A 21,838-nucleotide genomic window follows, 5' to 3' on the forward strand; every position below is an offset into this window, starting at 1 on the left:
GTGTTCGCATGTCGTTCGTCGAGCTCCACGCGCACTCGGCCTTCAGCTTCCTCGACGGGGCGTCGCTGCCGGCCGAGCTGGCGGGGGCGGCCGTGAAGGCCGGGTACGAGGCGTTCGCGCTGACCGATCACAACGGCGTGTACGGCTCGATGGAGTTCGCGCAGGCGGCGAAGGCGCTGAAGCTGAAGGCGATCCACGGGGCGGAGGTCGACGTGATCGACGAACCGTGGACGCGGCCCGAGCATCGCTCGAAGACGGCGGATCTGCGCGGCGACCCGGAGGCGCCGCGCACCCGCCACGTCACGCTGCTCGTCCGCGACGCGCAGGGCTGGCGCAACCTGTGCCGGCTCCTCACGCACGCCCACGCGCACACGCGCACCCCCGAGGGCGGGCCGATCGTCGACGCGCCGCGCGTCACGCTCGACGACCTCGCCGAGCACGCGGCCGGGCTCGTCTGCCTGAGCGGCTGCGCGAGCCACGGCATCCACGACGAGCCCACCGCCCGCCGCCTGCTCGCGGCGTTCGGCCCCGACGGCTTCCGGATCGAGCTCCAGCGCCCGTACCAGCGTCACGACCGCGCCCGCAACCGCGAGCTGGCCGAGCTGGCGGCCAGGCTCGGCGTCCCCACCGTCGCCACCGGCGATGTCCACGCGCACACGCGCGAGCGCGCGCTCCTCCAGGACGCGTTCGTGGCGATCCGCGAGCACACGACGCTCGACGCCTCCGAGCCGCTCCGCCGCGGCAACCACACCCACGTCCTCGCGAGCCCGCAGGCGATGGCCGCTCGGTTCGTCGACCACCCCGACGCGGTCGCGGAGACCAGGCGGCTGGCCGACACGCTCACGTTCGACCTCACGCAGGACCTCGGCTACCGCTACCCCGGCGCGGAGGACGCGCAGGCCGACCGCAAACTCGCCGAGATCTGCCACGCCCGGTTCGACGCGCGGTACCCGCACACCAACCCCCACCGCGCGGAGGCGACGGCGAGGCTCGAGCAGGAGCTCCACCTCATCGCCGGCCTCGGCCTGTCGGGCTTCTTCAACCTCCACCACGAGCTGCTCGAGCTCGCGCGCGAGGTCGCCCGCGAGGTCCGGGGCGCCAGCGCGGCCCGCCAGGTCCTCCCGCCCGGCCGCGGCCGCGGCTCGTCCGTGTCGTCGGTCGTCTGCTACCTGACCGGCCTCAGCCACGTCGACCCGATCGCCAACGACCTCCTCCTCGGCCGCTTCCTCAACGAGGAGATCAAGAGCCTCCCCGACATCGACCTCGACTTCCCGCGCGACGTGCGCGAGGTCCTGCTCCCGCGCATCCACGAGCGCTACGGCCGCGAGAAGTCCGCGCTCGTCGCCGCGTTCCCCACCTTCAAGTCCAAGGGCGCGATCCGCGAGCTGGGCAAGGCGCTCGGCCTGCCGCCGGGGGAGATCGAGCGCGTCGCGCGCGGGGCGGAGGGGTGGTCCGGCCAGGTGGCGGAGGACATCGACCTGGCCCTCGGCAAGGAGCGCCGGGCGGGCGGTGGCCGCTGGGCGTGGCTGGCCGCGCTGGCCGCCGAGGCGCAGGGCCTCCCGCGCCACCTCAGCCAGCACTCGGGCGGGATGATCGTCGCGACGCAGCCGCTGGTCGACTGCTGCCCGGTCGTGCCCGCCGCGATGACCGGCCGCCAGATGGTCCACTGGGACAAGGACTCGTGCGGCGACGCGGGGTTCCTCAAGATCGACCTGCTGGGCCTCGGGATGCTGTCGGCGGTCGAGCGGTGCGTCGACCTCATCGCCGCGCGCACGGGGGAGACGATCGACCTCTCGCGCATCCCGTACGACGACCCCGCGACGTTCGCGTCGATCCAGGAGGGCGACACGACCGGCGTCTTCCAGATCGAGAGCCGCGCGCAGATCGCGTCGCTCAAGCGGACCCGCCCCGAGACGCTGGAGGAGATCACGATCCAGGTCGCGATCGTGCGGCCCGGGCCGATCCAGGGCGGCGCGGTGAACCCGTACATCGCGCGGCGCCAGAAGCTCCGCGAGGACCCGGCGTACGAGGTGCCCTACGACCACCCGTCGCTGGAGCCGGTGCTGAAGGAGACGCTCGGCGCGATCATCTTCCAGGACCAGGTGATCGAGGTCGCGCAGGCGTTCGCGGGCTTCTCGCCGGGAGACGCCGAGGGGCTGCGCCGCGCGATGAGCCGCAAGCGCTCGGAGGCGGCGATCATGGAGCACCACGAGCGGTTCGTCACCGGCGCGCAGCGCGTGCACCCCGACGTGACCCCCGAGCTGGCCCAGCGCGTGTGGGAGATGGTCGTCGGCTTCTCGGGCTTCGGCTTCCCCAAGGCGCACGGCGCGGCGTTCGGCCTGCTCGCCTACCAGTCGGCGTGGCTGCGCGTGCACAAGCCGCTCGAGTTCCTGTGCGCGCTGCTCGACGAGCAGCCGATGGGCTTCTACCCCTCCGACGCGCTCATCCACGAGGCGCAGCGGCGGGGGATCGAGATCCGCCCGCCCGACATCCGGTACAGCGCGGTGAACTGCACGCTGGAGGATCCCGACGGCGCTGGTGCTGTCCGGATCGGGCTCGGCTACGTGCTGGGGGTGCGCAAGGACGAGGTCGAGGCGATCGTGAAGGCACGCGAGGAGGGCGGCCCGTTCCGCTCCCTGGAGGACCTCGCCTCGCGCGCGGGCACGGGCCGCGCGGCGCTGGAGACGCTCGCGTGGTCGGGCGCGTGCGACCCGCTGGCGGGGGACCGGCGGGCGGCGCTGTGGTCGCTCGGCACCGCGACGCCGGGGCGCAAGGCGCAGAACGGGACGGTGCAGCTGGCGCTGCCGCTCGCGCTGCCGAAGGCGCCGCGGCTGCGGCGGCTCGACCACTGGGACGAGATGGTCGCCGACTACGCCACCACCGGCGTGAGCGTCCACCGCCACCCGATGGGGCTGCTGCGGCCGGCGCTGGGCGCGCGGGGCACCGTGTCGAGCGCCGACCTGGAGCGGCTCCCGCACGACCAGCCGGTGCGCATCGGCGGGCTCGTCGTCGCGCGCCAGCGGCCGGGCACCGCGAAGGGCGTCGTGTTCATGCTGCTGGAGGACGAGCACGGGACGGTCAACCTCGTCGTGCCGCCCGCGGTGTACGAGCGCGACCGGCTCGCGGTGCGGACCGAGCCGCTGGTGATCGCGGAGGGCAAGCTGGAGCGGTTCGCGTCCGCGGGCGGGAGCATCAACGTGCTCGTCCGCAAGGTCGAAGGGCTCGAGGCGCCGGGGAAGCTCGCGGCGGAGGTGCGAGAGCTCGATCTCGCCATCGGCGAGGGGGAGCCGGACGAGGAGCTGCGCATCGCCGCGGGCGGCGGCGACTTCCGCGCGGTCGCCCCGCCGGTCATGTCGTTCGCGCAGGGGAGGTCGCGCTGACGGCAGGTCTCGTGCGCATCGCCACGATGCTGTAGCGTCCCGCGCCGTGTGGACCTTGGTGTTCGTTCTCTTCTTCCTCGTCGTCGGCCTCGGCGTCGTGTTCGTCGCGATGCGCAGCGGGTCGAAGGGGCCGGTGCTCGACTCCAGCAAGCGGGGGAGCCGGCGCGCGCTCGGCGTCATCGTCGGCCTCGTCGTCGTGCTGTGCGGCGCGGCGATCCCGGTCGTCGTCGGCATCGCGGACGCCGACAGCTCGGACGAGGCCGGCCCGGTGAAGCTCACCGCGCGCGAGGAGCACGGCCGCCAGGTCTTCAACCGCAGCTGCGTGCAGTGCCACACGCTCGGCGCGTCGAACGCCGTCCAGCGCGTCGGCCCGAGCCTCGACGCCCTGCGTCCGCCCAAGGAGCTCGTGATCGACGCGATCGAGAAGGGCCGCGCGCGGGGCCAGGGCCAGATGCCGGCCGGGCTGGTCAGCGGCGCGGACGCCGACGCCGTGGCCGCGTACGTCGCGCGCGTCGCCGGGCGCGAGACCGACTGACGCCGCCGCGTCGGACGGGCGCGTTCCATGTGGTGGACCCGCGGGAGCTTCCGCGTGCGGTTCGTCACGCACAGGTGTGAGAACGGCGTGAAAGATCCGTTGCAGACGCAGGATCTCCCCGCATCCTCCGATGGTTCTGGGGCAGAAGGCGTTTTGCAGGTGTTTCAGCCACTGCTACGCTGCCGCCAGTTCGACCGCCGAGTCCGTCCGACCCGTACGCCACCTTGCGTCCGAGCCGGAGGGAGCGGGGGACCCATCTGTTGGGGCGAATCGTCTCCCTCGGGAGGTGTAGCGCTGCTCTTTCGGCGCGAGCCCGTCAGCTAACCCCGTAGGCACGAGGAAAGAGACGAAGACCCCGACATGAGCGACCCGGCTGCCCCCTGGTGGGCTGACGTGCAGCATCTCCGCCCGCGCGACGAGCGCGCGGACGGCGCTCCGCCGCCCAAGCGGCGCTTCGAGCGCGGCGCGCGCGCCGACGACGCGGCGATCGCGACGCTCGAGCACGAGGTCTTCGAGATGCCGGCGGACCCCTGGGCGCAGCCCAAGTCCCCGGAGGAGCGGGCAGCCCGCTGGGCCGAGGCCCAGCAGCAGACCTGGCTCAAGAGCGCGCAGGCGCGTCACGAGGCCGAGGACGCCGCGTTCCTCGCGAAGCTGTCCGGCGAGGCGCCCCCGATCGCTCCCGCCCCTGCGCCGGAGGAGACCCTCCGCACCCGCCGCGGCGACGCGCAGGCCCGCGCGGCCGCGCGTGAGGCCGAGGCGCAGCGTGAGCGCCAGGTCGACGACCTGTGGGACGGCTCGATGGAGCAGACGTTCTCGCACGTCCCGCAGTGGGCCGAGGGCCAGTACGACGCACGGCTCCTGCCCAAGGGCGCCGACCGCATCGAGAACGGCCGCCGCACGATCGAGATCCGCGGCCAGGTCGACCGCGTCCACGGCTTCACCGCGCCGGCCGAGACGGCCGTCGCGACCCGCTCCGGCCGCCGCCGCCCTGCGCGCGGCGCCGCCGAGCGCTTCGAGCGCCGTCCCGACCGGGTCGCCATGTGGGCGTTCCTCATGGGGCTCCTGCTCATCCTCATCGCCGCGATCTCCGATCCGGGCACCGCGGGCGCCGCGGGCTTCTAGACCGACTGTCGCAACGCGCGGCCAGATCCTTCGCCCCGTGGCTAAACGGGGCGTCGCCGCCACGTCGTAGTCTCCGCCGCTATGTCGCCCGATCGCCCGCGCACCGCCGACGACGTCAAGGCGCTCGTCGAGGAGCGGAACATCCGCTTCGTCCGCTTCTGGTTCACGGACATCCTCGGCCAGCTCAAGTCCTTCGGCGTCGGCCGCGAGCACCTCGACGAGGCGCTCGCCAACGGCATCGCGTTCGACGGCTCCTCGATCACCGGCTTCAACCCGGTCGAGGAGTCGGACATGATCGCCATGCCGGACCCGTCCACGTTCGCCGTCCTGCCGTGGCGGCCCGACGAGCAGGGCGTCGCGCGGATGATCTGCGACATCCGCACCCCCGAGGGCACGCCGTACGAGGGCGACCCGCGCCACGTGCTGCGCCGCGCGATCGAGCGGCTCCTCGGCCTCGGGTTCGACCAGTTCAACGTCGGCGTCGAGCCCGAGTACTTCCTCTTCCGCGACGCGCACGGGACGCAGCCGCTCGACGAGGGCGGCTACTTCGACCTGACGACGCTCGACGCCGGCACCGACGTGCGCCGCGAGACCGTCCTCGCGCTCGAGCAGCTCGGCATCCCCGTGAACACGTCGCACCACGAGGGCGGCCCGAGCCAGCACGAGATCGCGCTCGCCGCCAACGAGGCGCTGAAGATGGCCGACGACGTGATGACCTACCGCATCACGGTCAAGGAGTACGCGGTCAAGGAGGGCTGGCACGCGACGTTCATGCCCAAGCCGCTCGAGGGCGAGAACGGCTCCGGCATGCACACGCACCTCGGCCTGATCCGCGGCGAGGGCGACGCGTTCCTCGACGAGAGCGACGCGTACGGGCTCAGCAACGTCGCGCGCGGCTTCATCGCCGGCCAGCTGCGCCACGCGCGCGAGCTGAGCGCGATCTTCGCCCAGTGGGTCAACTCCTACAAGCGCCTCGTGCCGGGCTTCGAGGCGCCGGTGTACGTGGCGTGGTCGCGGCGGAACCGCTCAGCGCTCGTCCGCGTGCCCCCGCGCGCGTCGCACATGGAGCTGCGCTGCCCTGACCCGGCGTGCAACCCGTACCTGACGTTCGCGGTCCTGCTGCAGGCCGGGCTGGAGGGCATCGAGAAGGGCTACGAGCTGCCCGAGCCGATGGAGAAGAACCTCTACCACCTGTCGCCTGACGACCGCCGCCGCCTCGGCATCGAGCAGCTCCCCGAGACCCTCGGCGAGGCGGTCGAGATCACGGCTGAGTCCGAGATCGTCCTGCGCACCCTCGGCGAGCACATGTTCAACCGCTTCATCGAGATCAAGCGGCAGGAGTGGGAGGACTACCGCGTGCAGGTCACGCAGTGGGAGCTCGACCGCTACCTGCCGGTCCTCTAGCGCCCGCTACGCCGTTACGCGCTCCCGCTCCGGATCGGGCGGGGGCGCGCCCTCGCGGGCGAGCTTCGACGGCCACCAGATCTTCGGGCCCAGGTCGAACACCAGGGCCGGGACGAGGATCGAGCGGACGACGAAGGTGTCCAGCAGGACGCCGAACGCGACGACGAACCCGATCTCGGTCAGGAAGGTCAGCGGCAGCACGCCGAGGACCGTGAAGGTGCCGGCCAGCACGATGCCGGCGGACGTGATCACGCCGCCGGTGACGCTCAGGCCGCGCAGCATGCCCTCGCGCGTGCCGTGCTTGAGCGCCTCCTCGCGCACGCGCGCCATGAGGAAGATGTTGTAGTCGACCCCCAGCGCGACCAGGAAGATGAACGCGAACAGCGGGATCGACGGGTCGCTGCCCGGGAAGCCGAACACGACGTCGAAGACGATCGCGCCGACGCCGAGCGCCGCGAAGTACGACAGGACGACGGTGAGGATCAGCAGCACCGGGGCCACGATCGAGCGCAGCAGCGCGACGAGGATCACGAACACGATCGCGAGCACGAGCGGCATCAGCAGCCGCGCGTCCTGCGCGTTGGCGTCGCGCAGGTCGAACTCGATCGCGGTCGGGCCGCCGACCAGCGCGCCGGGCGCGGCCCCCGACACCGCCTCGCGCAGCGGCTCGATGAGGTCGAACGCCTCGGTCGAGTACGGGTCGGCGGTCAGGAACGCGGCGAGCTGGACGCCCTCAGGGCCCTCGGCGGCCGGCCGCACCGGCACGTCGGCGACGCCTTCGATGCCTCTTGCGGCCTCGACGACGGCGGGGATGCGGTCGCGCTCGGAGGCCGGGACGACGATGTCGGTCGGCGCCGACTGGCCCGCCGGGAACGACTTGGCGATCAGCTCCTGGCCCTCGATCGACTCGACGCTGTCGCGGAACGTGTTGCTCTGCGTCAGCCCGTTGGAGTAGTTGAGGAGGCCGAGCGCCATGATCGCGAGGAGGACGACCGCGCCCCCGCCGATCCGCCGCGGGTGCGCCCGCGTCCACTCGCCGACGCGGTGCCACAGGCCGTGGGTCTCGTCGACCTGGTGCTCACGCGCGTGCATCCGCTCCTCGAACCGCGCCAGGCCGCCGGCCCGCCACGCCCGGTAGGGGAAGCGGAAGAGCGTCACGAGCCCGACGACGACGGCGAGCACGATCGCGCCCGCGACGACGTTGCCCGCGAGTACGCCGAGGGCCGCCAGCCCGCCGACGATCGCGAACGTCAGCACGCCCGGGCCGAGCTTCTCGACCAGCGGCTGGAGGCCGCGCACCTGCATCGGCGTGTGGTCGGGCGCGCCCGCGCCCTCGGGCCCGTACGGCACGAACGGCCAGAACGGGCGGCGGCCGACGATCGTCAGCAGCGCCGGCAGGAACGTCAGCATCGAGAGCAGCGCGACGAAGATGCCCATCGCGCCGGTCGGGCCGAGGCCCGCGGTGCCGTTCACCTTCGCCAGCGTCAGCGCGAGCAGCGCGATCATCACCGTCGCGCCCGACGCGACGATCGCCGGGCCCGCGCTGCGCAGCGCGAGCGCCATCGCCTCGTGCTTGTCCTGGTGGCGCCGCAGCTCCTCGCGATATCGCGCGACGAGCAGCAGCGCGTAGTCGGTTCCCGCGCCGATGACGAGCACCGAGAGGATCGACGACGACTGGCCGTTGACCGTCACGCCGACCTCGGTCAGCCCGTAGCCGAAGGCGCGCGCCGCGATCTCCGCGAAGACCACCGCGAGGATCGGGAAGAACCAGAACGTCGGGCTCCGGTAGATCATGATCAGCAGGACGATCACGAGCGTGAACGCGGCCCCGATCAGCACGCCGTTGATGCCCTCGAAGACCTTGATGGCGTCCGCGGAGATGCCCGACGGGCCGGTGACCTTGGCCTCCAGCCCCTGCGGCAGGTCGGCGCTGACGATCTCCCGGTACTTGTCGACGGGGTCGAGGATCACCGCCGTGTCGCTGCCGCCGTCGGACTTGACGACGTTGCCGATCAGCGCGGTGGTGCCGTCCTCGGACACCTGGAACGGCTCGGGCTGCTCCCGCCCCGCGGGGTTGCCGAACGGCGTCGTGTTGCGGAACGCGCGCGTGGCCTGGTTCAGCTCGCCGATCTGCTGCTCGATGAACTGGCGGTCCTGCTGCGTCAGCCCGCCGTCGCGGCGGTAGACGATCACGGTCGGCGCGGTCTCGCCGTCGGCGAGCGCCTCGGTGACCTCGAGCGCCTTGGTCGACTGCACGTCGGCGGGGAGGAACGAGCGGGACTCGTTCTCCTCGGCGTCCGAGAACTTGCCCGGCAGGTTGGCCGCCATCGAGACGACGAGCGCGGCGATCCACACCGCGAGGACGACCCACTTGCCCTTCTGGGTCGCGGAGTAGGTGAGCGCGCGCTGCATCGCCCGATCCTACGGGTGTGGTCCAGCGACGGCTTAACCGAGCAGTGGAGCCAGCTCGGCCGGCTCGGTCACCGGCCGCTGGCAGGTGAACCGCTCGCAGACGTAGGCCGCCGCCTTCCCGTCGACCGGCGTGCGGTCGCGCAGGAGCGGCACGTCGCCCGTTCCGGCCGCCAACACCACGTCGGGCCGGAAGGTGGAGCGCACGACGCGCGCCAGCTCCGCGACGCCGGCCGCATCGCCGACGAGCGCCACCTCCCGCACCGGACGGGTCTGGAACGCGAGCGCCTGCAGGAGATGGCCGAACGCGTGGGGGTGGCGCGCCGCGAGCTCGTGGACGAGCTGCAGCTGCCCCTCCGCGGCCTGCGCGTACTTGCGTTCGTTCGTGAACGCAGACAACCGCAGGAGGCCGTAGGCGGCGCTCGCGCCGGCCGACGGGATCGGCGAGTCCTCCAGGTCCTTGCGGCGCGCGACGAGCTGCTCGTGATCGTCGCTGGTGGTGAAGAACCCGCCGGCGTCGGGGTCGGCGAAGCGGGCGAGGATCGTGTCGGCGAGCGCGCGGGCTTCGGCGAACCAGCGCTCCTCGAACGTCGCCTCGTAGAGCGTCAGCAGCGCCTCGAGGAGGTACGCGTGATCCTCCAGGTAGGCGTTGAGCTTGGCCGTGGTGCCGTCCGACGTGCGCAGCAGCCGCCCGTGATCGTCGCGCATCGTGTCGAGCACGAACGCCGCGGCCTCGCGCGCGACCGCCAGGTACTCCGGCCGCTCCAGCACCGCGCCGGCCTCCGCGAACGCCCCGATCGCCAGCGCGTTCCACGAGGCCAGCCGCTTGTCGTCGAGTCCCGGCCGCACCCGCGCCGACCGCACCTCCAGCAGCCGCGCCCGGATGCGCGCGCGGGTGGCGGGGTCCGGCGCCGGCCCGCGGGCCTCCAGGACGTTCGCGCCCTCGAAGTTCCCCTGCTCGGTCGCCCCGAAGTACGCGACGGCGGCGTCGTAGTCGGCCGGGTCGAGCGCCGCGCGCAGGCCCTTCAGCGTCCACACGTAGAAGCGTCCCTCGACGCCCTCGGAGTCGGCGTCCAGCGCGCTGAAGAACCCGCCCTCCGGCGCCCGCAGCTCCCGCGCGAGGAAGGCGAGCGTCTCCTCGCACGTCTCGCGCAGCCGTGGGTCCCCGCTGACCTGGAAGCCGTGCAGGAAGGCGCGCGCGAGCAGCGCGTTGTCGTAGAGCATCTTCTCGAAGTGCGGGACCGTCCACGTCTGGTCGACCGCGTACCGCGCGAACCCGCCGCCGACCTGGTCGTTGATGCCGCCGGTGCGCATCGCGTGCAGCGTCGTCAGCGCCATCCGCTGCTCGCCGCGGCCGAGCAGGAAGTCGATCACCGACGCGGGCGGGAACTTCGGCGCCCCGCCGAACCCGCCCCACTGGTGGTCGAACTGGCGGCTGAGGCCGACCTCGGCGGTGTCGAGGTCGCGCGGGTCGAGCGGGCGCTGCGACGGCCGCAGCACCGCGGCGCCGCGCAGCCGCTCGGCCATCCGCGTGCCCTGCTCGGCGATCTCGTCGCGCTGGCTCTCCCACGCGTTGCCGACCGCGGCGAGCACCTGCGACCACGACGGCAGGCCCTGGCGCGGCTCGGGCGGGAAGTACGTGCCGCCGTAGAACGGCACCTGGTCGGGCGTGACGAAGACGTTCAAGGGCCAGCCGCCCTGCCCGGTCATCGCCTGGACGGCCTCCATGTAGAGCGCGTCGACGTCCGGGCGCTCCTCGCGGTCGACCTTCACGCACACGAATCGCTCGTTCATCAGCGCCGCGACGTCGGCGTCCTCGAACGACTCGCGCTCCATCACGTGACACCAGTGGCAGGCCGAGTAGCCGATCGAGACGAGGATCGGCTTGTCCTCCGCCCGCGCCCGGCGCAGCGCCTCGTCGCCCCACGGGAGCCAGTCGACGGGGTTGTCCTTGTGCTGGAGCAGGTACGGGCTGGTCTCGTGTTGAAGAGCGTTCACGCGCCAATTCCTGTCGAGGTGTCGATCGAGGCCCTACCCGGCCGTCGGCCGGTTGAGAGATCGTTCCAAGCCCAACTGAGGAGGGCCACCCATGAAGTACATGCTGCTGCTCTACATCGAGCCGGACCAGCGCCCTGAGCCGGGCACGCCGGAGGCGGACGCCAACCTCGCCGCGTGGTGGGCGGTGCAGGACGAGATGGAGCGCGAGGGCGTGCTGGTGCACGGCGCCGCGCTCCAGCCGACCGAGGCCGCGACGACGGTGCGGACGCCCGACGGCGGCGCGGCCGTGCTCACCGACGGGCCGTTCGCCGAGACGCGCGAGATGCTCGGCGGCTACTACCTGCTCGACGTCCCCGACCTCGACGCCGCCGCCAAGTGGGCGGCGCGCATGCCGAACCTCCGCGCCGGCGCGGTGGAGATCCGGCCGCTGATCGAGTTCAACCGCTCGAAGGTGGCGTGACCCCAGCGCCCACGGCGCTCGAGCGGGCGTGGCGGGACGAGCGCGCGGCGATCCTCGCCACGCTCACCCGCCACGTCGGCGGCGACCTCGGCCTGGCCGAGGACGCCGTGCAGGACGCGTTCGCCGCCGCGGCCGCCGACTGGCCGCGGCGCGGCGTGCCGGCCAAGCCCGGCGCGTGGCTCACCGTCGCGGCGCGGCGCAAGGCGATCGACCGGCTGCGCCGCGAGCGGACCGAGGGAGAACGGGCGGCGGCGCTGGAGCGGCTGGCCCGGCTGGAGGAGGACGACGTGGTGCCCGAGGACGCGTGGCCCGACGACCGGCTGCGGCTGCTCTTCACCTGCTGCCACCCGGCGCTGGCGCCCGAGGCGCGCATCGCGCTCACGCTCCGCGCGGTCGGCGGCCTGGAGGTCCCGCACCTCGCGCGCGCGTTCCTCACCACGGAGACCGCGATGCGCCAGCGGCTCGTGCGGGCCAAGCGGAAGATCGCGGTCGCGGGCATCCCGTACCGCGTCCCCGAGGGCGCCGAGCTGCCCGACCGGCTGGCCGGCGTGCTGCGCGTCGTCTACGTGATCTTCACCGAGGGCCACACGGCGTCGGAGGGCGGCGAGCTCGTGCGCGCGCCGCTGTGCGACGAGGCGCTTCGGCTCGCCCGGCTGCTCGCGGCGCTGATGCCCGACGACGCCGAGACGCACGGGCTGCTCGCGCTCCTGCTGCTGACCGACGCGCGGCGCGCGGCGCGGCGCGACGCCGCGGGGGCCTTCGTCGCACTGGAGGAGCAGGACCGCACGCGCTGGGACGCCGCGAAGATCGAGGAGGGGGAGGCGGCGCTGGAGCGGGCGATGCGCCTCCGGCGGCCCGGGCCGTACCAGCTGCAGGCGGCCATCGCGGCGCTGCACGCCCGCGCGCCGTCGGTGGCCGAGACGGACTGGCCGCAGATCGCCGCGCTCTACGGCGCGCTGGCCGCGCTCGACCCGTCGCCCGTCGTGGCCGTCAACCGCGCGGTCGCCGTTGCGCAGGCCGACGGGCCGCAGGCGGGGCTCCGGCTGCTCGCCCCGCTCGAGGCCGACCCGCGGCTGGTGCAGTACGTCCCGCTCCACGCCGCCGTCGCCGAGCTGCGCCGCCGCGCAGGCGACGAGGCGGCCGCGCGCGCCGCCTACGCCCGCGCGATCGCGCTGACGGGCAACGCGCGCGAGCGCGCCGAGCTGGAGCGGCGCGCCGCGGGCGTCAGCGGAGCGGGGTGAACGCCGCGCCCGAGGCCTGCAGGAGCTTCGGGAACGGCACGTCGGCCGCGGCCTGCGTCAGCTGCGCCACGTCGGTCCCCGCGGACGCCGCCCGCGCCCGAGCGCGGAGGCGAATGCGGCGGCCGGAGAGCGTGCCGGTCAGCTGCTGGCCGCCGTTGGAGAACGTCAGCGTGCCGCGCGCCGCGCGCGAGCCGCGGACGGTCAGCCGCCCGTCGCCGCTGGCCTGGAACGTGCCGCTCACCGTCACGCCGGGGACGAACGTCACGCCGCGGAGGGTGATGGTGTCGCGGTTGAGCGTGATCGTGCCGCCGCGCAGACCCCCGAACCGGCCGGACTGGCCGTCGAGCTGCGCGCCGACCGCGCGCGCCGCCGCGTCCGCGCGTGTGCGGATCACCGCCGTCAGCGTCCGGCCGACCTTGCCCTTGTAGTCGCCGGTGGTCGGCAGCTGGCCCAGGCTCGTGGCGGGGCGCGGCAGCGGCGGGATGAGCGGCTGGGCGGCCGGGCACGGCGTCACGCCCTGGCCGTTGAAGAAGCCCGCGATGGCCGCGCCCGCGCAGCCGCTGGAGTCGACGCCCACGACCGAGTGGCCGACGTGCGGGACCGTGACGAGCGTCGCGCCGGGGATCATCGCCTGCGCCCGCGCGGCGTCCTCGGCGGGCGTCCGCAGGTCGGCGCTGCCGTTGAGGATCAGCGTCGGGACGGCGGGCAGCGCGCCGGTCGGGGTCGGCGCCGGGGCGGCGTTCGGCCACGCGGCGCAGAGGCCGAGCACGCCGCTCTCCACCACCGCGCTCGGCCCGAAGGGCGAGAACGTCCCGGCCGGCTGGGCGAGCAGGGCGGTGCGGGCCTCGCGCGCCCGCGTCGTCGCGTCGGCGGTGCGCGTCCACGGGAAGGCGACGTCCTCGCACGTGGTGGCGAGGAAGAGCGCGGGGCTGCTCGCGTCCTCGATCGACTGCGACTGCGAGCCGGTCGCCGTGATGAGCGAGGCGGCGGCGAGGCGGATCAGCGGGCGGTTGTCGCCGCGGACGGCGGCGCGCAGGGCGCCCGGGGTCAGCGCGCGCCAGGCCGGGTTGAGGTCGCCGGCCGTGAGGATGGAGTAGATCGTCGAGGGCTCCAGCACGCCCGTGCGGCGGCGCCCGCGCCCGTCGATGTACGGGCCGCGGATCGCGCGGCCGCGGCGCACGAGCGTGCGCAGGTCGTTGACCGGGTTCGGCGACGCGCCCGTGCAGCGGCGGTCGGCGCACAGCTCGGCGAGCACGCGGGAGACCGCCTTGAAGCTCGACACCTGGAGCGCGTCGGGCCCGTCGGGCAGGACGACCGAGTCGAGGATGAGCCGGTCGACGTTCTGCGGGTACTTGGCCGCGTAGGCGAGCGCGACCTTCGTGCCGTACGAGACGCCGAACAGCGCGAGCTTCGCGTAGCCGGCCTCGACGCGGAGCGTCTCGAGGTCCTCGACGCTGTCGGCCGTCCGGAAGAACGCGCGGCGCGGGCCGAGCTCGTTCGCGCACGCGGTGACGGCGCGGTTCGTGCTCGAGGTGCTGTTGTCGAGCGCGCTGCACGACAGCGCGCCGGACTGGCCGGTGCCGCGCTGGTCGAACACGATCAGGTCACGGTCCTTCAGCCCGGGTGCGAGCGCGGTCGCGAACTCTGCCGCGATCGGCGCCGCGGCCTGGCCCGGGCCGCCCGCCAGCGCGACCATCGCGGTGCCCGTCGGGTTCGTGGGCGCCTGCAGCCGCCGCACGAAGAGGTTGAGCTGGCCCGCGGCGGGGTTGGCGTGGTCGAGCGGCTGGATCGAGGTGCCGCACTGGAAGGCGCCGAAGCCGGCGTCGGTGCACGGCCCCCACGTGATCGCCTCCGCGGCGGTGGGGGAGGCGAGGAGCGCGGCGGCCGCGAATGCCGCTGCGAGGAGTCGTGACGGGCGCATGCGACGTCCACCGTACCCGGCCGCAATCGGTACTAGCCTCAGGCCAATGCCCACCTCGCGCGAAGTCGTCACCGCCCCGGATGCCCCGAACGCGGTCGGTCCGTACAGCCACGGGGTCAAGACGGGCGACCTGCTGTTCTGCTCGGGCCAGATCCCGCTCGACCCTGCCACGAACGAGCTGGTCGAGGGCACCGCCGCCGACCAGGCCGAGCGCTGCCTGCAGAACCTCGCCGCCGTCTGCGCCGCCGCGGGCACGTCGCTGGAGCGCGCGGTCCGCCTGACCGTGTACCTGAAGGACATGGGCGAGTGGGGCGAGGTGAACGAGGCCTACACGAAGTTCTTCCCGTCCGACCCGCCCGCGCGCGTGGCCTTCGGCGTCGCCGCGCTGCCCAAGGACGCGAAGGTCGAGATCGACGCGGTGGTCGCGCTCTGACGGTCACCCTGGACGATGTCCTCGCCGCGCGCGAGGCGATCGCCGGCGTCGCCCGGCCGACGCCCGTGCTGCCGTCCGCGACGCTGACCGGGCGGCTCGGCGGGGGCGAGGTCGCGCTGAAGGCGGAGATCCTCCAGCGCACCGGGTCGTTCAAGGTGCGGGGCGCGGCGAACAAGGTCCACGCGCTCGGCGACGCGTGCGCGCGCGGGGTCGTCGCGGCCTCGGCGGGCAACCACGCGATGGCGCTGGCCCATGCGGCGCGGGCGCTGGGCGCGCCGTGCACGGTCTTCATGCCCGAGGGCGCGCCGCTGAACAAGGTCGAGGGCGCCGAGGCGCTCGGCGCGCGGGTCGTCGTGGGCGGGGCGAGCGTCGACGAGTGCCTGCTCTCCGCGCGGATGCACGCCGACGAGCACGGGCTCTCGTTCGTCCACCCGTTCGACGACCCGCACGTCGTCGCGGGGCAGGGGACGCTGGGCCTGGAGCTGCTCGACGACGTGCCGGACCTCGCGAAGGTCGTGGTGCCGGTGGGCGGCGGCGGGCTGGCGGCGGGCGTGGCGATCGCGGTCAAGTCGCGGCGGCCGGACGTGGAGGTCGTCGGCGTGCAGGTCGAGGCGTTCGCGCCCTACGTGGAGTCGCTGCGGACGGGCGTCGCGGTCGAGGTCGAGCACCGGCCGACGATCGCCGACGGCATCGCGGTCAAGCGACCGGGCGGGCTGACGCTGGCGCTCCTGCGCGAGTGGCTCGACGACGTCGTCGTGGTGTCCGAGGAGGAGACCGCCGAGGCGATCGTGCTGCTGATGGAGAAGGCCAAGCTCGTCGTCGAGGGCGCGGGCGCCGTGGGGGTCGCGGCGCTGCTCGGCGGGCAGACCGCGGCGGCGCCGTCGGGGACGACGGTCGCGGTGCTGAGCGGCGGGAACATCGACGCGGGCCTGCTCCACCAGGTCGCGCGCCGGCACGAGACGGAGGCGGGGCGCCGCGTCGTCGTGCTGACGCGGGTGAGCGACCGGCCGGGCTCGCTCGCGCGGCTGCTGACGGTGATAGGCGACGCGGGCGCGAACCTCATCGAGCTCCAGCACGTGCGCGAAGGCGTCGACCTGTCGGTGCGCGAGACCGCGGTGCAGCTCGTGCTGGAGACCCGCGGGCGCGACCACGCCACGCAGCTGCTCGGGGCGATCGGCGCGGCCGGCTACCCCGTGCAGACGGTCACGACGTAGCGCCGCCAGGCGCGCGGCGAGGTTCGCGGCCCCATCGGCGGCGCGGCGCAGGTCGGCGGCGATCAGCGCGAGCGCGTCCCATCCGATTCCGTCACACCATCGCCCGGCGCGTCCTCCTTCCGGTAGAACGTCCTCTGCCGGAGGAGGACGACGCGAGGAGGTCGGTCATGGCGACCGGGTCACTGCAGGGGCGACGGGTGCTCATCACGGGAGCCGCGCGCGGCATCGGCGCGGCGACGGCCAAGCGGCTGCACGCACGCGGCGCGCGGGTCGCGCTGGTCGGGCTGGAGCCGGAGCTGCTGGCGCAGGTCGCGGCCGAGTGCGGCGACGCGCCGTGGGCGGAGTGCGACGTGACCGACCGCGCGTCGGTCGACGGGGCGGTCGCGCAGGCGGTCGGCGCGCTCGGCGGGCTCGACGCCTTCATGGCCAATGCCGGCGTCGCGGCGCAGCTGCCGCTGATCGGCGGCGACACCGAGATCTTCGACCGCACGATCGCGGTCAACCTCACCGGCGTCTACAACACCGTGCGCGCCGCCGGGCCGCACGTGGCGCACCCCGGCGGCTACGCGCTGCTCGTCGCGTCGCTGGCGGCGGCCGTGCATGCGCCGCTGCTCGGCGCGTACAGCGCGTCGAAGGCCGGCGTCGAGGCGCTGGGGAACACGCTGCGGATCGAGCTGCGCGGCAGCGGCGCGCGGGTCGGCGTGGCGTACTTCGGCGAGCTCGACACGGACATGACGCGGCGCGGGTTCGGCACGCGCGCGGCGACGAAGATGAACGAGCTGGGTGGGCCGATCACGCGCGTCGCGCCGCTGGAGCCGGGCATCGACGCGATCGAGCGCGGGTTCGCGCGGCGGGCGCGCCGCGTGTACTCGCCGCGGTGGGTCGGGCCGGTGCTGCCGGTGCGGATGGCGGTCCAGCGCGGGGCGGACCTGCTCATGCGGCGGGGGATCGACGAGGCGCTCGCGATCGCGCGCGAGGAGCACGCGCCGCTGACGACCGAGCAGCCCACCGAGCCGCCGGCGCGGTTCTCGACGCCCGAGCACGCCGCGCGGTGAGCCGCCTCGCGCAGCTGCGGGACCTGCGCAAGGACACCGCCGACGTCCCGTACCCCGGTGAGGCGCGCCGCCCGTACGGCGCGCGCGTCCCGCCGGGCACGCGCGCCGAGATCGGGCCGGTGAACGCCGCGATCTGCGGCGCGCTCGCCCGCGTCGCCGGCGGTGGGCAGGCGCCGCACGTCTTCACGACGCTCGCGCGCCACCGCCGCATCTTCCGCCCCTGGCTGCGGTTCGCGGGGCGGCTGATGCCGGCGGGCAAGCTCCCGCGCCGCGAGGCCGAGCTCGTCATCCTGCGCGTCGCCGTGCTGTGCGGCAGCGACTACGAGTGGCACCAGCACGCGGCGATCGGCCAGCGCGCGGGTCTCACGCCGGACGAGGTCGCGCGCGTCGGGGCGGGGCCGGCAGCGGGGGAGTGGAGCGACCGCGACCGCGCGCTCCTCACCGCGACCGACGAGCTGGTCGACGACCACGCGCTCTCGGACGCGTGCTGGCGGACGCTCTGCGGCCACTTCAGCGAGGAGCAGCGGATCGAGCTCTGCCTCCTCGCCGGCCACTACGCGATGCTCGCGGGCACCCTCAACGCGCTGGGCGTCGAGCCGGAGCGCTGAGCCCGGCCGCAGCCGGCGCGCGGAGCGCGGTCAGGCCGCTGTTCAAGAACGCGAGCCCGCGGTCCAGCTCGGCGCCCGGGTCGCCCTCGCAGACGCCGGCGGCGAAGTTGTCGCGCACGCTGAGCAGGACCGCGAGCGTCGCGGCCGCGAAGACGCGCGGCCCGACGCCGCCCGGCGCCTCGCCCAGCTCGTCGGCGACCGCCGCGGCGATCTTGGCCTCCGCCTCCTCCAGCAGCACCCGCTCGCGCGTGCGCAGGTGCTCGTCGGCCGCCACGGCCTGCGCGCGCAGGACGTCGAGGTCGTCGTCGCCCAGGTGCTCGGCCTCGTCGGTGAGCCATCCGCGCAGGCGCTCCACGAGGCCACCGTCGCCGGTGGAGAGCCGCGCCACGAGCCGGTCGATCGCGGCGTCACCGCCCGCGAAGACGATGTCCTCCTTGTGGGGGAAGTAGAGCGAGACGGTGCGCGGAGCGACCTCCGCGCGCTCGGCGATGTGCTGGATCGTCGCGGCGGCGAAGCCCCGCTCGATCGTCAGCTCGAGCGTCGCCCGGACGATCGCGCTGCGCGTCCTCGCCTTCTTGCGCTCGCGCAGCCCGAGCTCTTCGATGCTCATCGGCGCCGACACTAGCACCGGTTGCGACGAGCGGCAGACATACGTCCAATCGCATAACCACAGCGAAGGAAAAGATGCAGTCCGTTGTAGGATTGCGCCTCCCTCCTTCTTTCCGCGACCCCTCCGGAGCCCTCATGTCCGCACTCCTCGCCCGCATCGCGCGGGCGATCACCCACCACTGGAAGCGCAGCCTCGTCGCCGCGCTCGCCGTGATCGTGCTGCTCGGCGCGGCCGCCGGCGCGGGCGGCAAGGCCGCCGACGACTTCGCGATCCCCGGCACCGAGACGCAGAAGGCGCTCGACCTCTTCAAGGCGCACAGCCCGGCGTTCGCCGGCGCGGACGCGACGGTCGTCTTCAGCGTCGAGGACGGCACGCTGCGCGACGGTGAGCGCAAGGCGGCGGTCGAGAAGGCGCTCGGCGAGATCAAGGGCCTCGAGCACGTCGAGGCGGTCTCCGACCCGTACGCGGCGGGCGGCGCCCTGTCGCAGGACGGCCGCATCGCCAACGTCTCGGTCCGCTACGACGTCGAGGCCACCGACATCGAGAAGGAGGACGGCGAGGCGCTGGAGCGCGCCGCCCGCAGCGCCGAGGCCGGCGGCGTCGACGTCTCGATGCGCGGCATCGTCGTCGACCTCGCCGCCGAGCAGGAGGCGCCGGTCGGCGAGCTGATCGGCGTCGCGATCGCGATCGTCCTGCTCACGCTGCTGTTCCGCTCCGCGGCCGCGATGGCCGCCACGCTGTTCGGCGCGCTGCTCGGCGTCATCATCGGCCAGATCCTGCTCGCCGCGCTGGCCAAGCCGCTCGGCCTGCCGGAGTTCGCGACGACGATCGCGGTGATGCTCGGCCTCGGCGCGGGCATCGACTACGCGCTGCTGATCATCGGCCGCTACCGCGAGCAGGTCGCCGCCGGCGACTCCGTGCGCGACGCGTCCGCCAAGGCCGCCGCCACCGCCGGCGCGTCGGTCGTCGCGGCCGGGCTCATCGTCATGGTCGCGATCGCCGGCCTGCTGGTCATCGGCATCCCGATGATCGGCAAGATGGGCATCGGCGCGGCCATCGGCATCGCGGCGGTCGTCGTCTCGGCCATCACGATCCTCCCGATCATGATCGGCGCGTTCGCCAAGCGGCTGCGCCCGAAGAAGCCCGAGCACGTCCAGCCGTCGCCGGCGTTCAGCCGCTGGGGCGCGTTCGTGACGGCCCGTCCCTGGGCGTCGATCGCCGCGGGCGTCGCCGTGCTGCTCGTCTTCGCGATCCCGGTCACGCAGATGCGGCTCGGCCAGCCCGACGACGGCAACCAGCCGGAGGAGAAGACGCAGCGCGTCGCCTACGACAAGCTCAGCGAGGGCTTCGGCGCGGGCTCCAACGGCCCGTTCCTGCTCGCCGTCGACATCCCGCGCGGCGACGGGCAGACCAAGGCCCAGCTCACCAAGCTCGAGCAGGCGGTCGCGGAGCTGCCGGGCGTCGCCGCGGTGACGCCGGCGATGGTCAGCCAGGACGGCGAGATGGCGACGATCACCGCGATCCCGACGACCGCGCCGCAGGACTCCAAGACGAGCGACCTGCTCGAGACGCTGCGCGACGACACGATCCCCGCGGCCACGGCCGGGACCCCGCTCAAGGTCTACGTCGGCGGCAACACCGCCGGGTTCGAGGACTTCTCGGCGAAGGTCTCCAGCCGCCTGCCGCTGTTCATCGGCGTCGTGATCGGCCTGTCGGTGCTGCTGCTGATGGCCGCGTTCCGGTCGCTGCTCATCCCGCTGGTCTCCGCGGTGTTCAACCTGCTGTCCGTGCTTGCCGCCTACGGCGTCGTCGTCGCGGTCTTCCAGGAGGGCATCGGCGCGAGCCTGATCGGCGCCGACACCGGCGTCCCGATCGTGTCGTTCATCCCGGTGATGATCTTCGCGATCCTCTTCGGCCTGAGCATGGACTACAACGTCTTCCTGCTCTCGCGGATCCACGAGGCGTACAACGAGGGCGACGGGCCGCGGGAGAGCGTCATCCACGGCGTCTCGCGGATCGGCAAGGTGATCCTCTTCGCCGGCCTGATCATGGCCTCGGTGTTCCTCGCGTTCGTCACGACCGACGAGGTGACGGCGAAGATGATGGGCCTCGGCCTCGGCCTCGCGGTCCTGATCGACGTGCTCATCGTCCGCCTGGTGATCGCACCCGCCGTCGTGACCCTGCTCGGTGACCGCGCCTGGTGGCTCCCCGCTTGGCTCGACCGCGTCATGCCGAACGTCTCGCTCGAGGGCCACCTCGTCGAGAACGTCGACGGCCCCACCGCCGGCGCCCGCGACGACCAGCGCGAGAAGGTCGCGGCCTAGTCGCGTGCACCCGCCCTCCCGCGCCGCGGGAGGGCGGGCTATCGCCGCTCGTCGAGCGCGTCGAGGCGGCGCATGATCTCGTCGAGCTTCGCGTGGAGCAGCGCGAGGTCGTCCTCGTCGTCCTCGCGCTGCGCGCGCGTGAAGCGCTCCGCAGCGGCCGCCGTGAGGATCGCGACGAACCCGATCCCGACCGCCATCACGGCGATCGCGATGACGCGCCCGGCGGTGGTGGTCGGGTAGGAGTCGCCGTAGCCGACGGTGGTGACCGTCGTGACGGCCCACCAGACGCCGTCCCACGTGCTCAGCTGCTCGCCGTCGGAGCCGGTCTCCACCGCCGCGTAGACCGCGCCGCCGCCGAGCACCGTCATCAGCGCGAGCACCGCCGCGTCGCGGATCCCCTCCGTCGACAGCATCCGCCGCGCGCGCAGCACCGCGCTCACGAGCCTGAGGAGCGGGAGGAGGCGGAACACCCGTGCCGCCTGCAAGCTCGCCGGGAGCACCGGCGGCGTCAGGAGGATGATCGCGACGTCGAGCGGGTGGTCGCGCAGCCACCGCCGGCGGTCCGGGGTGACGCGCAGCACGAGCGCGGCGGCGACGACGAACGTCAGCCAGATCGCCCAGTTGAGGATCGTCGCGGCGAGGTCCAGCGTCGCGCCGGCGTCGCCGGCCTGGATCGCGATGACCGGGATCGTGAGCATCGCCGCCACGAACAGCGGCGGGTCGAGGCGGCGCTGGAGTCGCTGGGCGCGGTCGTCCACGCGCCTCCGTTCGACGTGGTGCTCCGCTCGCCTTCACCGGGACGTTCGCCCGGTTGGGGTCGAGGGCTTCCTGGCGACGCGGGCGCGTGCACCGGTCCGCTCCGTCCGGGAACGAAACGCGGGACCGTATCGGTCGGCCGGTGTCTCATCCGGTCGATGTTCGTCTTCCCTGGCGCGTATCCGCCCGGAAGCCGTGCAGAACCTCCACCGGATCTGCCGGCGACCGCCGGGACACGCCGCCCGCGGGCGTGGAGCGGGGCGCGGTGGGCGACGCGAAGTTCACCAGGATGAGAACGCGTCTCCCACCTTCCGGTGAGCCGTCCGGGGATCTACGGTTGCGCCCGCCACAGGCCAATACCCAGAAGG

At 73.9% G+C, this 21,838-nt stretch carries 16 protein-coding genes and 1 riboswitch; of the genes, 11 read left to right on the forward strand and 5 right to left on the reverse strand.

Annotated elements, in window-relative coordinates; genetic code table 11:
- Positions 1–8: 8 nt before the first annotated feature.
- The 4 genes from AC1UE5_RS02005 (at position 9) to AC1UE5_RS02020 (ending at position 6,441) form a co-directional block, all read left to right on the forward strand.
- Complete coding sequence (locus AC1UE5_RS02005) at positions 9–3,380, forward strand: DNA polymerase III subunit alpha (RefSeq protein ID WP_482920387.1); 3,372 nt, start codon at positions 9–11, stop codon at positions 3,378–3,380.
- Between the two features lie 46 nt (positions 3,381–3,426).
- Positions 3,427–3,915 carry a c-type cytochrome gene (locus tag AC1UE5_RS02010; RefSeq protein WP_482920388.1) on the forward strand — a complete coding sequence of 163 codons (489 nt, stop codon included), beginning with the start codon at positions 3,427–3,429 and terminating at the stop codon, positions 3,913–3,915.
- A 215-nt stretch (positions 3,916–4,130) separates the two neighbouring features.
- A riboswitch (cyclic di-AMP (ydaO/yuaA leader) is annotated at positions 4,131–4,266 on the forward strand.
- 42 nt (positions 4,267–4,308) lie between these two features.
- A complete protein-coding gene (locus AC1UE5_RS02015) occupies positions 4,309–5,037 on the forward strand; it encodes a hypothetical protein (protein WP_482920389.1) in 729 nt (242 codons plus the stop codon).
- Between the two features lie 81 nt (positions 5,038–5,118).
- Positions 5,119–6,441, forward strand: a complete 1,323-nt coding sequence (locus tag AC1UE5_RS02020; RefSeq protein ID WP_482920390.1) for a glutamine synthetase family protein — start codon at positions 5,119–5,121, stop codon at positions 6,439–6,441.
- Positions 6,442–6,447: 6 nt separating this feature from the next.
- Here the strand turns inward: AC1UE5_RS02020 and AC1UE5_RS02025 are convergent, their stop codons facing one another.
- Together AC1UE5_RS02025 and AC1UE5_RS02030 are read right to left on the reverse strand one after the other, a co-directional pair.
- A complete protein-coding gene (locus AC1UE5_RS02025) occupies positions 6,448–8,853 on the reverse strand; it encodes an MMPL family transporter (RefSeq protein WP_482920391.1) in 2,406 nt (801 codons plus the stop codon).
- A gap of 33 nt (positions 8,854–8,886) precedes the next feature.
- On the reverse strand, positions 8,887–10,848 hold the full coding sequence (locus AC1UE5_RS02030) for a thioredoxin domain-containing protein (RefSeq protein WP_482920392.1): 1,962 nt from the start codon (positions 10,846–10,848) through the stop codon (positions 8,887–8,889).
- A gap of 91 nt (positions 10,849–10,939) precedes the next feature.
- On the opposite strand from AC1UE5_RS02030, the gene AC1UE5_RS02035 reads away from it, so the two are divergent.
- Together AC1UE5_RS02035 and AC1UE5_RS02040 are read left to right on the forward strand one after the other, a co-directional pair.
- The gene (locus tag AC1UE5_RS02035) at positions 10,940–11,308 is read left to right on the forward strand and encodes a YciI family protein (protein WP_482920393.1); all 369 of its coding nucleotides are present in this window, start codon (positions 10,940–10,942) and stop codon (positions 11,306–11,308) included.
- The gene (locus AC1UE5_RS02040) at positions 11,305–12,549 is read left to right on the forward strand and encodes an RNA polymerase sigma factor (protein ID WP_482920394.1); all 1,245 of its coding nucleotides are present in this window, start codon (positions 11,305–11,307) and stop codon (positions 12,547–12,549) included. The genes AC1UE5_RS02035 and AC1UE5_RS02040 overlap by 4 nt, the downstream gene beginning before the upstream one ends.
- On the opposite strand, the gene AC1UE5_RS02045 is transcribed toward AC1UE5_RS02040, so the two are convergent.
- Entirely contained in the window at positions 12,533–14,470 is a 1,938-nt protein-coding gene (locus AC1UE5_RS02045) for an alpha/beta hydrolase (protein ID WP_482920395.1), read from the reverse strand. The genes AC1UE5_RS02040 and AC1UE5_RS02045 overlap by 17 nt on opposite strands.
- A 46-nt stretch (positions 14,471–14,516) precedes the next feature.
- On the opposite strand from AC1UE5_RS02045, the gene AC1UE5_RS02050 reads away from it, so the two are divergent.
- The 4 genes from AC1UE5_RS02050 to AC1UE5_RS02065 all read left to right on the forward strand — a co-directional run bounded on the left by AC1UE5_RS02050 (position 14,517) and on the right by AC1UE5_RS02065 (position 17,780).
- Entirely contained in the window at positions 14,517–14,903 is a 387-nt protein-coding gene (locus tag AC1UE5_RS02050; RefSeq protein WP_482920396.1) for a Rid family detoxifying hydrolase, read from the forward strand.
- Positions 14,904–14,941: 38 nt separating this feature from the next.
- The gene (gene ilvA / locus AC1UE5_RS02055; RefSeq protein ID WP_482920683.1) at positions 14,942–16,117 is read left to right on the forward strand and encodes a threonine ammonia-lyase; all 1,176 of its coding nucleotides are present in this window, start codon (positions 14,942–14,944) and stop codon (positions 16,115–16,117) included.
- A 167-nt stretch (positions 16,118–16,284) separates the two neighbouring features.
- Positions 16,285–17,172: an SDR family NAD(P)-dependent oxidoreductase gene (locus tag AC1UE5_RS02060; RefSeq protein WP_482920397.1), complete on the forward strand. Its 888-nt coding sequence runs from the start codon at positions 16,285–16,287 to the stop codon at positions 17,170–17,172.
- On the forward strand, positions 17,169–17,780 hold the full coding sequence (locus AC1UE5_RS02065) for a carboxymuconolactone decarboxylase family protein (RefSeq protein WP_482920398.1): 612 nt from the start codon (positions 17,169–17,171) through the stop codon (positions 17,778–17,780). The genes AC1UE5_RS02060 and AC1UE5_RS02065 overlap by 4 nt, the downstream gene beginning before the upstream one ends.
- Here AC1UE5_RS02065 and AC1UE5_RS02070 read toward each other — a convergent pair.
- Positions 17,749–18,390: a TetR/AcrR family transcriptional regulator gene (locus AC1UE5_RS02070; RefSeq protein ID WP_482920399.1), complete on the reverse strand. Its 642-nt coding sequence runs from the start codon at positions 18,388–18,390 to the stop codon at positions 17,749–17,751. The genes AC1UE5_RS02065 and AC1UE5_RS02070 overlap by 32 nt on opposite strands.
- A 134-nt stretch (positions 18,391–18,524) precedes the next feature.
- On the opposite strand from AC1UE5_RS02070, the gene AC1UE5_RS02075 reads away from it, so the two are divergent.
- A complete protein-coding gene (locus AC1UE5_RS02075) occupies positions 18,525–20,714 on the forward strand; it encodes an MMPL family transporter (RefSeq protein ID WP_482920400.1) in 2,190 nt (729 codons plus the stop codon).
- A gap of 38 nt (positions 20,715–20,752) precedes the next feature.
- Here AC1UE5_RS02075 and AC1UE5_RS02080 read toward each other — a convergent pair whose 3' ends face one another.
- Positions 20,753–21,472 carry a potassium channel family protein gene (locus AC1UE5_RS02080; RefSeq protein ID WP_482920401.1) on the reverse strand — a complete coding sequence of 240 codons (720 nt, stop codon included), beginning with the start codon at positions 21,470–21,472 and terminating at the stop codon, positions 20,753–20,755.
- Positions 21,473–21,838 lie beyond the last annotated feature (366 nt).

It is taken from the genome of Parviterribacter multiflagellatus (genome assembly GCF_056863265.1).